Annotated in this window: 11 protein-coding genes and 1 tRNA gene; 5 read left to right on the plus strand and 7 right to left on the minus strand. The window is 62.1% G+C overall.

Annotated elements, in window-relative coordinates:
* Window positions 1–209: 209 nt before the first annotated feature.
* Entirely contained in the window at window positions 210–299 is a 90-nt protein-coding gene (gene pqqA / locus ACP15D_RS05640) for a pyrroloquinoline quinone precursor peptide PqqA (protein ID WP_424956571.1), read from the plus strand.
* Between the two features lie 106 nt (window positions 300–405).
* Entirely contained in the window at window positions 406–690 is a 285-nt protein-coding gene (locus tag ACP15D_RS05645) for a PepSY domain-containing protein (protein WP_424956572.1), read from the plus strand.
* A 271-nt stretch (window positions 691–961) separates the two neighbouring features.
* Here ACP15D_RS05645 and ACP15D_RS05650 read toward each other — a convergent pair whose 3' ends face one another.
* The 5 genes from ACP15D_RS05650 to ACP15D_RS05670 all read right to left on the minus strand — a co-directional run bounded on the left by ACP15D_RS05650 (window position 962) and on the right by ACP15D_RS05670 (window position 4,846).
* Window positions 962–1,375 carry a GFA family protein gene (locus ACP15D_RS05650; RefSeq protein WP_424956573.1) on the minus strand — a complete coding sequence of 138 codons (414 nt, stop codon included), beginning with the start codon at window positions 1,373–1,375 and terminating at the stop codon, window positions 962–964.
* A gap of 69 nt (window positions 1,376–1,444) precedes the next feature.
* A complete protein-coding gene (locus ACP15D_RS05655) occupies window positions 1,445–2,821 on the minus strand; it encodes an aldehyde dehydrogenase family protein (protein ID WP_424956574.1) in 1,377 nt (458 codons plus the stop codon).
* A 75-nt stretch (window positions 2,822–2,896) separates the two neighbouring features.
* Window positions 2,897–3,025 carry a hypothetical protein gene (locus tag ACP15D_RS05660; RefSeq protein ID WP_424956575.1) on the minus strand — a complete coding sequence of 43 codons (129 nt, stop codon included), beginning with the start codon at window positions 3,023–3,025 and terminating at the stop codon, window positions 2,897–2,899.
* A 21-nt stretch (window positions 3,026–3,046) separates the two neighbouring features.
* Window positions 3,047–3,730, minus strand: a complete 684-nt coding sequence (locus ACP15D_RS05665) for a type 1 glutamine amidotransferase domain-containing protein (protein ID WP_424956576.1) — start codon at window positions 3,728–3,730, stop codon at window positions 3,047–3,049.
* Between the two features lie 60 nt (window positions 3,731–3,790).
* Entirely contained in the window at window positions 3,791–4,846 is a 1,056-nt protein-coding gene (locus ACP15D_RS05670) for an NAD(P)-dependent alcohol dehydrogenase (protein ID WP_424956577.1), read from the minus strand.
* A 250-nt stretch (window positions 4,847–5,096) separates the two neighbouring features.
* On the opposite strand from ACP15D_RS05670, the gene ACP15D_RS05675 reads away from it, so the two are divergent.
* Both ACP15D_RS05675 and ACP15D_RS05680 read left to right on the plus strand, forming a co-directional pair.
* Entirely contained in the window at window positions 5,097–8,021 is a 2,925-nt protein-coding gene (locus ACP15D_RS05675; RefSeq protein WP_424956578.1) for an ATP-binding protein, read from the plus strand.
* The gene (locus ACP15D_RS05680) at window positions 8,018–9,241 is read left to right on the plus strand and encodes an MFS transporter (protein WP_424956579.1); all 1,224 of its coding nucleotides are present in this window, start codon (window positions 8,018–8,020) and stop codon (window positions 9,239–9,241) included. The genes ACP15D_RS05675 and ACP15D_RS05680 overlap by 4 nt, the downstream gene beginning before the upstream one ends.
* Window positions 9,242–9,446: 205 nt before the next feature.
* On the opposite strand, the gene ACP15D_RS05685 is transcribed toward ACP15D_RS05680, so the two are convergent.
* Window positions 9,447–10,202, minus strand: a complete 756-nt coding sequence (locus tag ACP15D_RS05685; RefSeq protein ID WP_424956580.1) for an SDR family NAD(P)-dependent oxidoreductase — start codon at window positions 10,200–10,202, stop codon at window positions 9,447–9,449.
* A 134-nt stretch (window positions 10,203–10,336) separates the two neighbouring features.
* Here ACP15D_RS05685 and ACP15D_RS05690 point away from each other — a divergent pair, with 134 nt between their 5' ends.
* On the plus strand, window positions 10,337–11,227 hold the full coding sequence (locus ACP15D_RS05690; RefSeq protein ID WP_424956581.1) for an AraC family transcriptional regulator N-terminal domain-containing protein: 891 nt from the start codon (window positions 10,337–10,339) through the stop codon (window positions 11,225–11,227).
* A 714-nt stretch (window positions 11,228–11,941) separates the two neighbouring features.
* On the opposite strand, the gene ACP15D_RS05695 is transcribed toward ACP15D_RS05690, so the two are convergent.
* A tRNA-Pro gene (locus tag ACP15D_RS05695) sits at window positions 11,942–12,019 on the minus strand.
* Between the last annotated feature and the right edge of the window lie 3 nt (window positions 12,020–12,022).

Here is a 12,022-nt window from a genome sequence, read left to right on the forward strand (position 1 = left end):
ATGGCAACAACGCGGTTGCATCTATAAGCGGGTTGGCTTCGGTCGGCTGCAGGGACGTCGGTGCCGTCGCACCGCCGACTTGCGCCGCCGCCCCGAATGCGCCGGACGCTCGCGAATTTAAACACGAACGTGATTGGTACGTGTCCTAGCGCGTCACCACATCCCACTCAGGACCCCGTGTCAGTGGGCCGCTTTGATTGGAGGAATATATGCGCACTTGGAACAAACCACAGGTTCGCGAGCAGGAAGTCGGGCTCGAAGTCACGAGCTACATGCCTGCCGAAATCGACATCATCTAACGGTCTGTCACCTCACGCCGCGGATGGCGGTCGGCCGTCCGCGGCGATTTTCTCGTGCGCCCTACCCCCCGCGCACGCTCCCCCAATAAGATCTGGAGACTCAATCATGAAGCGCGCACTCGCCCTATCAGCAGTTCTCACCGCATGCCTTGCCCTTCCTGCGCTGGCCGAAACGCCGGCCACCAACGCTGCTGCGCCGACGGAGGCCGGCACGGCCGCCCAGGGGAACCTATTTACCGAGAAGCAGGCCCGCGCCCACCTTCTCCACCTCGGCCACGCCGACGTCTCCAATCTCACAAAGGATGAGAACGGCATCTGGCACGGCACCGCCACCAAAGGCGGTGAGCAGCGCAGCGTCGCCGTCGACGTCAAGGGCGCAGTCAAGAACTGAGAGCGTCTAACTTCAGGAACAACGCGGCGCCCGTACGGGCGCCGTCTTTTTCGGGGCATTGGATAAGCGGTCGCATCGACGCGAACACGCCCGCGCATCGGGTTCCTGCTCCCGCGCGGAAGGTCTGCGTCTGACAGCCAGTTCACCGCCACGAGCGGACGTGCTGGGCGATCGTCCTGGGGCGTCGACCAAGGAATTGACCCACTTCCGCAACTGGGACGCACCACCTTATCCAACCGGGTCGGCGCCGGCATACGAGCACGAAAAAGTGTCACTTGGGCATGTCGCTAAATTCCGGTAGCCCGAGCGGTTTAACCCACGGTAGGCGGCGCTTGACGAACATTTCCAGCTTCGGGGTGATGAGCTGCGGTTGATCGAGGCTTCCCAATTGAACGAAAACCATTCCCGGGAAGCTCTCCAAATTGCTGGTGTACAAGCGCGCACCACAGTCTGGACAGAAGTTTCGGTCCAATTTTTTGCCTGAATCCGCAACGTACGAATACGCCTTAGTCGTGCCGCTGAGCAGCGTGAAATCATCGCTCGGCACACCAAACCATGTTGCCGCTTCGCCGCCCGACGCTTTCTTGCAATCCAGACAGTGGCAGACGGCTATGAAGTCGGGATTCTTGTCGAACTCGAACTTGACGGCCTCGCAGGCACATCGTCCTGTAAATTTTTTCGTCATGTCGCGTCCTCCCTCGCACAGTCTCCGATGTCCCAACTGTACCCGTGCTCACGGCCATGTTCGACCGTATCATTGCTTGAAAACGATCATCTTCTCCGCGGTCATTTCCCTGGCCGTGAATGGGATGCCGCCGACGCCGTAGCCCGACTCGCGCCGCCCTGCGAAAGGCATCCAGTCGGTGCGAAATGCGCTGTGGTCGTTGACCATCACGGCCGAAGCGTCGAGGTGCTCGGCGGCCTTGAAGGCGGTATGCAAGTCGTTGGTGAAGATGCTCGCCTGAAACGCGACCGGTAGTGCATTCGCCGCAGCTATCGCATCGTTCATCCCGTCAAACCCATAAACGCAAGTCACTGGCCCGAACACTTCGTGCGTCGACACTTTGGCCTCGCCCGGCGGATCTACCAGAATGACAGGCTTGAGCGTCGTATCGCTGAGGCGACCGCCACCGATCCGGCGGGCACCCGCGCCCACGGCCTCGTCTGCCCAGCTTTCGACGCGCTTTGCCTCCGCCGGAGTTATCAGAGGACCGACCTCGGTTTCGGCGCGGACCGGATCGCCCACGCGCAACTGCTCGACGCGCGCCGCCATCCGCTCAATGAACGCTTGCTTCAGCCCCGCATGAACATAGATGCGCTGGACAGACACGCACACTTGGCCGGCGTGGTAGTAACCGCCCTTGACAATCGGCTCGATGATTTTGTCGAGGTCGGCGCTTCGATCAACGATGACCGGTGCGACGCCGCCATGTTCGAGTGCGCATCGTGTGCCAGGCGCTAGGATCGTGCGCAGGTGCCAGCCGACCTTTGCCGAACCGATAAAGCTCAGGAAGGCTATCCGCGGGTCGCTTGCGAAGGCTTCCGACAGCTCGCGGCTATCCGGCAGCAGCGTCTGCACCCACCCGTCCGGCATTCCGGCTTCATGGACCAGCTTCACGATCTCGACACAGCTGAGTGGTGTCGCTGTGGCCGGCTTGATGATGATCGGGCACCCCGTGGCGATGGCGGGTGCAATCTGATGCACAACAAGGTTGAGCGGATGATTGAAGGCGGAAATCGCCGCAACGACGCCGATGGGTTCCTTGATAGTCCACGCCCGCCGGTTCTCGCTGGCGGGGGTGAGGCCCATGGGAATCTCGACGCCACCGCGCGTTCGCAGCAGGTCCGCCGCATTGCGTATCCCGTCGATCGCCCGGTCGGCCTCGACGCGCGCGTCTGTATAGGGTTTTCCCCCTTCGCGCGCGATCAGCGTGGCGAACGCATCGCGCTTTTCTTCGACAATGCCGGCCAAAGTATGCAGCACGCGCATTCGCTCGTGCGGCTGCAGCCAGCCTGCGCGATCCTCGAAGCGGGCGCGCGCGGTCGCGAGCTTCCGTTCTAGCGCTGCCGCATCGTCGGTTGGCAATTCCGCAATGGGCGCTCTATCGAAGGCTTGCACGACATTCAACATCGCTTCGTCCTTTCTCATCCGGACAGATGGGCGGATAAAGAAGCAAGCGCTGACGCAGCAGATATACGGCCTGGATCAGGCTACTTCCAGCGCTTCGACCACGAACGCCATGCGGTCAGCCAGGTTGGGTACCTTCGCCAGATAGTCTTTGTAGTGGGGCGAATCCCGGAGGATGGCGGTTATCTTGGCGGGCGATTGCGTCATGCGAAGGCTCCGATGGAATTCTCACTCGATGCGTCGCGCCCGCTTCAGAGCGGCGAGCAACTCCTTGCCCAGCGGTCCCGCGGAGGCGGGGTTCTGGCCCGTGATCAGGCGTCCGTCGACGACGACTTTCGGCTGCCAGTTGTCCGTCGACGAGTAGTCCGCACCCTCGGCCCTCAGCGCGTCCTCGAGCTCGTAGGGAACATCCTCGCGCGCATAATCGTATTCTTCTTTCTTCGAGAAGGACGTAATCTTCTTGCCGCTAACGAACGGCTTGCCATCCCCGATGTCGACACCGAGTAGACAGCACGGACCGTGGCACACTGCGCTGACGAGCTTGTTCGTGGTCCAGGCACGAACGATGGCCTGTTGCACGTCCTTGTTGCGCTGGATGTCGACCATTGGCCCGAGGCCACCCGGCACCAGGATGGCGTCGTAATCCGCTGCATCGACCTCTGACAGCTTGCGGCCGCGATTCAGCCGTCGAAATGCCTTGCTTTCGAAGAACTCCTTCTGAGCGGGGTCTTTCTCGTCATACGCGTCGTAGGGTGTCCACCCCCCCGCGGGCGAGGAGAACTCTATCGCGATCCCGGCCTTGTCGAGCACGTCGAAAGGATGCGCTATCTCGGCGAAGAAGAAGCCGGTCTTGCGACTCTTCGGGCCGATCACGGGAGCGTTGGTGACGATGAACAGAACGTGCTGGGTCACGGCTTTCTCCTTTGCGATGCGAGGCTCAGGAATGGAGAGCTTTCTTGTGCATCAGGTTTGTCACCACTTCATCACTGCCCTGCCGACGATTTCGCCCGACCTGATCAAATCGAGATATTCGTTCATTTGCTCGAACTTGAAGATTTTGGTCGTGTGACGAATCTTATCGTCGGCGGCGAGCGACAATACCTCTTCCAGATCCACGTTGTTGCCCCAGTAAGAGCCATGGAATGTCTGCTCGCGGTTCACGCGCGGAAGCAACGGAACATCGATGCGGTCCCCGACCAACCCGACATTGGCGTAATGACCGCTGATCCCGAGCAGGCTGAAGCCGAGCTCCATCATTTCTGTCGCGCCGGCGCAGTCGATGATAGCGTCTAGATCCTTCTGCCCCACGGCCTTTTCGAGGTCCGATGCGATCGTGTCGGAGGTCTTGTTCTTGATCGCCACGACGTGGTCGGCCCCGTACTCCGTGGCCACGGCGAGTTTGTCAGCGTTGCGTGCGAACGCGACCACTTTGGCGCCCCCGCCCAGCAGCTTCGCGTACTGGACCGCGTAGACGCCTAAGCCGCCAATGCCGAAGACTCCGATGACCCGGCCCGGGCCGAGCGCGCCTGCGTCGCGCAGCTTTTTGATGCCGCGATACGGCGTTAGACCCGCATCCGTGAGGGGAGCGATCTTCTCGAACGCCAGACGCTTGTCCGCCTTGACGAGGTAGCGCGCCGGTACCGGGATATACTCTGCGAATCCGCCGTATGGGCCAAAACCAGGCCAACGCACATTGGGGCAGATGTGAGTGTTGCCCACGAGGCAGTGACGACAGATACCATCGCCCCAACCCGGCGCCACGCCCACGGGGTCTCCCTCTTCAAAGCCCGCGATCTTCGGGACATCCTTGCCGATCTTGGAGACCACGCCGGAGATTTCGTGCCCGATGGTGATCGGCGTCGGGATGTCGGCGAACGGCCGGAAATAGCCGTCGATGAGTTGAGCGTCCGACCGGCACATCCCACACGCTTTCACCTCGACTAGGATCTCGTCCGGTTGGATGTCCGGGATGGGAATGTCCTCGAGGACGACCGGCTTTCCATATTCGTGGATGCGAGCGGCTTTCATATGCCATCCCTTCTTCAAGAGTGCTCAGAGTTTAGGCAGCCGCAGCAGCGGCTAGAGCGGGCAATCTCCTCATGCCGGTTACGCCCGACGGCGCATCCGTCGGACGGCGGTGCAGCGGATTATTGCGCTCGCGCATTCATGACTCTGCGTACCATCGGAGAGCGTGCGAGAGAGGTTAAATGAGGTAAAAGAAGAAAGTGCGAGAGCATTTGATGCAGCGCCGTTTTAGGCATCGAGTATTGGAGGCTGCGTGAATCGAAGGCAGACGTCCTTGCTTGCAGCGACCAATGGGCCGACCGCCCTCTCATTCTCGTTCGGACCCTTCAAACTTATCCCTGCCCGCCAGCTTTTGCTGCGTAAGGGCACGCCCGTTCCCATTGGAGCGCGCGCCATCGACCTCCTAACGGCACTTGTCCAACGCAACGGCGAAGTCGTGAGCAAGGACCAGCTGATGGCGGCCGCTTGGCCGGACATCTTCGTTCACGAGAGCAATCTGAAGGTGAATATGTCGACCTTGCGCCGCTCTCTGGGCGACACGCAGAAGCAACCGACCTATATCGCGACGATCGCAGGCCGCGGCTATCGCTTCGTGGCTGCGGTGCGCACCAGCAGCCTTGACGAAGCCGAGCAGGAACTTGCCACTCACATCACCAGACCATCCGAGCTACCGACGCAGGGCCAAGTCATCGGCAGAGATGACGAGATCGCATCACTGCTGCACGAGGTCCGGAGGGATCGGCTCGTCACGATCGTCGGCGCCGGAGGCATCGGCAAGACAACCGTGGCTATCGAAGTCGCTCAGACCCTCAGGAGCGAATTCTCAGATGGCATCTGTTTCGTAGATCTTTCGGCCATCGACAGCCCAACGCTCGTCGCGGGATCGCTCATTGCTTCGCTTGGCATTCGTGGCGATCCGAGCGACAGCGTCACGGCGGTGCTGGACCACTTGTGCCTGCGTAAAATTCTGGTGGTTCTGGACAACTGCGAGCACGTGCTTCCAGCCGCCGCAATCTTTGCCCGGCGCTTTGCAGCCGCCGCGGGCGCATCTGCGCTGCTGGCGACGAGCCGGGAGCCGCTGGGCACCAACGCGGAGCGTGTGTTCTGGCTTGGCCCGCTGCGGTTCTGCAGCGCGGGCGATCCGACATCGGTAGAGGAAACGCTTCGCCTTCCCGCGCTCGATCTCTTCGCCCGTCGCGTATGGGAGTGGTCCGGATATCAACTCGTCGACAGCGACTGCGCTGCCGTTGCACAGATCTGCCGTTCACTGGACGGCCTCCCGCTGGCGATCGAACTTGCGGCGGCCAAGCTGGAGAACCGCAGGCCGCAAGAGCTGCTGGAAATGATGGGCGAGCACTTGAGCTTTCGTGCGCAGCGCAACCATGGGGTTCCTGCGCGTCAGGAGACGCTGCTGGCGACAATCGACTGGAGCTACGGACTGCTGTCGCAGGATGAGGCGACGATCTTCCGCCTCGTAGCGGTGTTTGTGGGCGCCTTCGAACTCGAAGACGTCGTCGCCGTAGCTGCCGCCGCCGGACTGAATCCGATGGGCGTCACCATCGGCCTTGGCGGCCTCGTTGCGAAATCGCTCGTCACTGCCGAGGTGATCGGCCCCGGATTGCGCTACAGGCTGTTGGATAGCACGCGCCACTACGCGCTGCAGCGGCTCCTGGGAGATCCCATCGAGGGACGGGTGCGCCATTGTCACGCGCAGCGGATGCTGACTATCTTCGAACAATCCGCAGGGGACTGGGACTGGCGGGAAACGGATGATTGGATCAGCCGCTACCGCGGTCGCCTGGGGGACCTGCGATCCGCGCTATCGTGGTCGTTCGGCGAGGGCTGCAGGCCGGAACTCGGCGTCCGCCTCACCGTGGCGGCGATCCCGCTTTGGTTTGAGACATCGCTCGTATCCGAAGCGCGGCAAAGGGTCGAATTCGCACTGCAGCTCGGCGAGACCTTCCCGTGCGATGACCTCTTGAAAGCAAAGCTTGCCTGCGCGCGCGCTTGGAACCTCGCCTACTCGCGCAAAGTGCTGCCGGAATTGCTGGATGCCTGGACTATCGCCATTGAGATCGCCAAGCGGTCCGAGAATATAGGTCAGCTTCGCCAGGCGATGCTGGGGCGCTGCTTGTGCCTTCTCGAAACTGGGTTCATTCCTCAAGCGATCAAATCCTTCGAGGAACTCCGCGATCTTTCGGAGCGGCACCGCGACTGGTCGGTCATGCCCGAGGTGGAACGGGCATTGGCGCTGGCTCGAACCTACACCGGGCACCTGAGCGAGGGCCGGCAGGTCCTCGATCGCCTCGCCGCTACCCATGCACGCCCGGACCGGCGGTCGCGCATGGCAGGATTTCAGGTCGACCGCTATATCGGTGTCCGGTGCCACCTGCCGTTCGTCGCCTGGTTGAACGGTCATCCTGACTATGCTGCGTCGACTGCTCGTGACGCGGTTGAGGCCGCCGGCAGTCTCGGCCATCGGGTGTCTCAATCCAACGCCATTGCGATGGCCGCATTGCCCGTGGCCCTCTGGAATGCCGACGTATCCTCTCTCGACCGTTACACCGCACAACTGAAGTCGATCGTCGAGATTGAGAACATCGCGATATGGATTCCGGATCAGCAGTTCTACGCCGCAGCACTGGGTGACCTTCTGGGAGAGGAAGAGGCGGTCGCGAAATTGCGCAAGGCCGTTGCGGCGGTAATAGACTGCTGCCTCTGTTCGCGCATCGCCATGAAGGTCGGCATCCTTGCCGACGCCCTGGCACGTCGCGGCCGCTTGAGCGAGGCCGGCGATGCTATAGCCGAGGCGTTCCGACATCAGGAACGGCAGGGCGAACGATGGTGCCGCTCCGAGCTGCAGCGCATCGAGGCTTCTATCCTTCACCGCGCCGGAGAACACGCGCGTGCCGAGCAAGCGCTCGAAAGTGCGCTTGGAGAGGCGCGTGCGATAGAAGCAAGGTCGTTCGAGTTGCGTATCGCGACGGACTTGGCCAGCCACTTTGTCGACATCGGACGGTGCGATGACGCGGTTGGAATATTGCAGCCTGTCTACCGCCGCTTCAGCGAAGGCCTCGAGACACGCGATCTGATGGCAGCCGCAGAGATTTTGTACCGGGCTTCCGGCGTCAGTCCGCAAAGCTCAAGGCGTCCGGCGGTGGGGACGGGGCTCCAGTGACCGAAGGCAGGGCCGAGCGTGATCCTCTGTCGCTTGTGATCGGCGCGACCGCGGCGCAACTGATCGGTGGCCTAGTCGCGCAGATGTCACCCTTCGTGGTCGATGGCCTAATGAAAGGCCTGTCGCTCTCGGAGCGCGATGCCGGTTTGGTCCTTACGGTGGAATTCCTCTCGCTCGCTGTCGCAGCGCTGGTGGCAGCGCCGATCCTCCCGCGACTTTCGGCCAGATATGTCGCCTTTGCGGCCATGACGCTGACACTGCTCGGCCAAAGCGCATCGCTCTTCACCACCACGTGGGCGTCGCTGCTCATGTCACGCGGGCTGGCGGGATCCGGCGAGGGCATCCTATGGGCGCTGTCGCTCAGCATCATCGCATCTCGGTCCCGCAATCCCGATAAGATTTACGGCTATTTTCAGATCGCCTGGGCGTTGGTGAGCATCGCGCTGTTCTCGGTTGCGGGCGCTGCGGTGGCCGCATTCGCTCATCGCGGAATCCTGGCGCTGATTTCCGTCACGGTCCTGCTGCTGGCGCCCTTCCTACTCCTCGTGCCGCGCGCTCGCACCCATGCCAGAAAAGCCCGTGAGGATGCCCAAGGAGAGGCGTCTCCCGTGCTCGGTGTCATGACGCTGGCCGTGGTCGGGCTGTTCCTGACTGCGGGCGCCGCCGTCTACTCGTTCAGCGCGCCCATGGGCGACCGCGCGGGCCTCGACAGGCACTCGATCGGACATGCGTTCACAATTGGACACTTGTTCGGGCTCGCTGGTGCCGTTTCCGCCACTTGGCTAAACGTTCGAGCAGGGCGCTCGATACCGATAACAGTGTCGTGCGCCGGCTTTTCGCTTGTCGTGCTCGTGCTGTGCCTGTGGCCCGATCCGGTGGCCTACGTATCGGCCCTGCTGGGGTCGATCCTGCTGTACTACTTTTCGACGCCCTATCTGCTCGGTCTCGCCGCCGCTCTTGACCCCACGGGACGCTGGGCAGCAGCGGCGGGGTCGGTCTACCTGTTCGGCTTTGCGGCGGGGCCACTGCTCGCCGGTACTGTCATCGCTGCTGGAGGATATGCCGGTCTCGCGGCTGTCTGCGCCTCCCTGATGGTGCCTGTCTGGGCGCTCGCGCTGTTCGTCAATCAGCGCCTGAATGCTTCTAGCTCTGAAGCGTCTCGCCCGATGGGCAGTCCGAGCGGACCGCATTCCGCGTCCGAGTTCACCGCCCCCAGTTGATATCGGCCGGGAGTTATGTAGCAGCGCCTTCGCCACAAGCGCTCGATAGCTGATCCACCTCCCAGAGCGGACTTGCTGAGCTGGGATCACCGGAGCCAACCCGATCGAGCGCCGACTTCCGCTTCTGGGACGTCACGCAGCAAGTGCCGGCGTAGCGATGAACACCGCTACGCCGGCTGCAAGCTTGCCCTTTCGCTATGCAGCCTCAGATGCCTTGGCCGCCCGAAACCTCGATGCGTTGCGCGTTGACCCAGCGGTTCTCCTCAGACAGCAAGCTCGCGATCATGGGGCCGATGTCGTCGGGCACGCCCACGCGCCCGAGCGCGGTCATATCGGCAAAGAGCTTGTTGACGTCGGCGCTGTCGCGGACGGCGCCGCCGCCGAAGTCCGTCTCGATTGCGCCTGGTGCCACGGTGTTCACTGCGATGCCACGGCCACCCAGCTCCTTGGCCATGTAGCGTGTGAGCACCTCGACGGCTCCTTTGACGGCCGCATAGGCCGAGAAGCCAGGAAAGCAGACGCGCGTGAGACCGGACGACAAGTTCACGATGCGACCACCGTCCGCCATCAGCGGCAGCAGCGCCTGTGTGAGAAAGAACACGCCCTTGAAGTGGACATCGACCATCTTGTCGAACAGCGCCTCCGTCGTGTCGGTGAGCGATGCCATGTCGCCGTGTCCTGCATTGTTGACGAGGTGATCGAAGGTGTTGCGACCCCAGGTCTGACGCAAAGCCGCGCGCACCTTGTCTGCGAATGGGCCGAATGTGCGGACATCTCCGGCATCGAGCTGCAGTGCGACGGCCTTGCGTCCGATTGCCTCAATCTCCTTTACGACGGCCTGCGCGTCATCGGCGCGGCTGTGATAAGTGACGATCACGTCTCCGCCCCTTCGGGCGATGGCGAGCGCAGTGTTGCGGCCCAGACCGCGGCTGGAACCCGTAACAATGGCGATTCTGTTCATGGATAGCTCCTGTCGGTTTGCCTGAACCGAATGTGGAGCAACCGGCGATTGCCGGCTTGCCAGGAACTCCTCTGTCCTTGCCTAATCCTACAAACCTCGGTGCGCTGCCCGCGGGGATCTGCTATGGAGGGCTCATGATCGAGGCCCTGCTTTCAACAGCTCGCCGTTTCGCGGAGGCGCACGCCGATGCGTCAGGCATTGCGCGCTCCCCTATCGCCGGGCTCACAATCGTCCGCGCCGCTACGCCAAGCGGTTTGGACTACGCGATCTCCTGTCCGCTCGTGGCCCTGGTGCTGCAGGGAAGCAAGGCCGTCACCATGGGCGCGCAGCATTTTGCATTCTCGGCCGGAGAGTCCCTGCTCGTCACCGCCGACGTGCCCACAGTAAGCCAGATCACGAGGGCTAGCGTCGCAGCGCCTTACTTCTCGCTCGTGTTTCATCTTGAGCGGGCGGTGATTGCCGAGCTGATGGAAGAGATGAATGTGGTGACAGTGACGGAGGGCGGCCCGGTCCAGATCGAGCCGACCGACGCCGAGGTCACCGACGCGGCGCTGCGCCTGATGCGCCTCATCGATCGTCCCGCTTCGGTTCCGGTTTTGAGTGCCCAGCTCAAGCGCGAGATGCACTACTGGCTGTTGGCGGGCCGGCATGGCCCCGCCATTCGCCGCCTCGGGTCGGTCGATAGCCACGCGCAGCGCATCGGTCGCGCAGTCGCACTGATCCGCGCCGATTTCAAGCAGCCCCTGCCGGTCGAGCGCCTGGCGGATGCGGCCGGCATGAGCCCCTCGTCGTTTCATCAGCACTTCCGCGCCGTGACATCGCTCTCGCCGCTGCAGTTCCAAAAGCAGCTACGGCTCATCGAGGCGCGGCGTCTGATGCTGGCCGAGGGTCTGTCAGCCAGCAGCGCCGCATTCGAGGTGGGCTATGAAAGCGTCTCGCAGTTCACGCGCGAATATGGACGTCTGCTCGGCCTACCGCCGGCTAAGGACAGGGAAGCCGCGCGCCGGACGCAACCGGCCGCCTAGAATCCAGGTAGCGCAAGCAAAGCCCCTCGGCTGATGCCATCGAGATTTCGAGAAGGTCGACATCTGATGGCCGGATCAGCTTCAGGAGCGGACTTAGCCGACGATGGGCAACGGGCGCCGTCCACCGGTCAGGCGATGTCGCCTCTTGGGACATCGCTTTTCGTGTTTCTGACCGATGACACATACCGATTGGCAGCGCCGAGGCGCGCCACTGCATGCTTGCTCAGATCAGCGTGCACATCAGTTACGAGGTCATCAGTGCAAGCAGTCAGCTGCGGTTCGCACGCCGAGACCGCAGGCCAACTTGGTTTGGGTCGCAACGCTCGCGTGTTCGAGCGCCGGCTGCCTGACCGTTGGGTTGAAGATGCTGGCTGCAATTGCACCTCCGCTGGTGCGCCGTTGCAGTAGTGTCCCCAGGCTCTCCAGTGCATTTTACTGGAGGTCTAGAGTTCAGATCGACTTCAGCACCGAGGCAAAATGGTCGTGAAATGCATTAAGGCGCTCACCTTCTCAGTCTTTTCGATGTTTTTGGCACCAATCTGGAACCTAAAATGGGCACCACGGGCCCGCGCCTATATCCATCGCGACAACGCTTTCTTTTTCAGTGACTTAGGACATCAGTGCGCAGGCGATTTGACGCAAAAATAAAGCCCCACGCAGAAACCTCTTCTGCCGGGGCTCGACTAGCAAATTATTGATTTCATTGAGATATTTTGGTCGGAGCGAGAGGATTTGAACCTCCGACCCCCAGTCCCCCAGACTGGTGCGCTAACCAGGCTGCGCTACGCTCCGAAG

It is taken from the genome of Hyphomicrobium sp. 1Nfss2.1, assembly GCF_965243865.1.
GTDB lineage: Bacteria > Pseudomonadota > Alphaproteobacteria > Rhizobiales > Hyphomicrobiaceae > Hyphomicrobium_A.

Coding starts and splice junctions, on each gene's coding strand:
- pqqA (WP_424956571.1), top strand. CDS start 210: ATGCGCACTTGGAACAAACCACAGGTTCGCGAGCAGGAAGTCGGGCTC.
- ACP15D_RS05645 (WP_424956572.1), top strand. CDS start 406: ATGAAGCGCGCACTCGCCCTATCAGCAGTTCTCACCGCATGCCTTGCC.
- ACP15D_RS05650 (WP_424956573.1), bottom strand. CDS start 1,375: ATGACGAAAAAATTTACAGGACGATGTGCCTGCGAGGCCGTCAAGTTC.
- ACP15D_RS05655 (WP_424956574.1), bottom strand. CDS start 2,821: ATGTTGAATGTCGTGCAAGCCTTCGATAGAGCGCCCATTGCGGAATTG.
- ACP15D_RS05660 (WP_424956575.1), bottom strand. CDS start 3,025: ATGACGCAATCGCCCGCCAAGATAACCGCCATCCTCCGGGATTCGCCC.
- ACP15D_RS05670 (WP_424956577.1), bottom strand. CDS start 4,846: ATGAAAGCCGCTCGCATCCACGAATATGGAAAGCCGGTCGTCCTCGAG.
- ACP15D_RS05685 (WP_424956580.1), bottom strand. CDS start 10,202: ATGAACAGAATCGCCATTGTTACGGGTTCCAGCCGCGGTCTGGGCCGC.
- ACP15D_RS05690 (WP_424956581.1), top strand. CDS start 10,337: ATGATCGAGGCCCTGCTTTCAACAGCTCGCCGTTTCGCGGAGGCGCAC.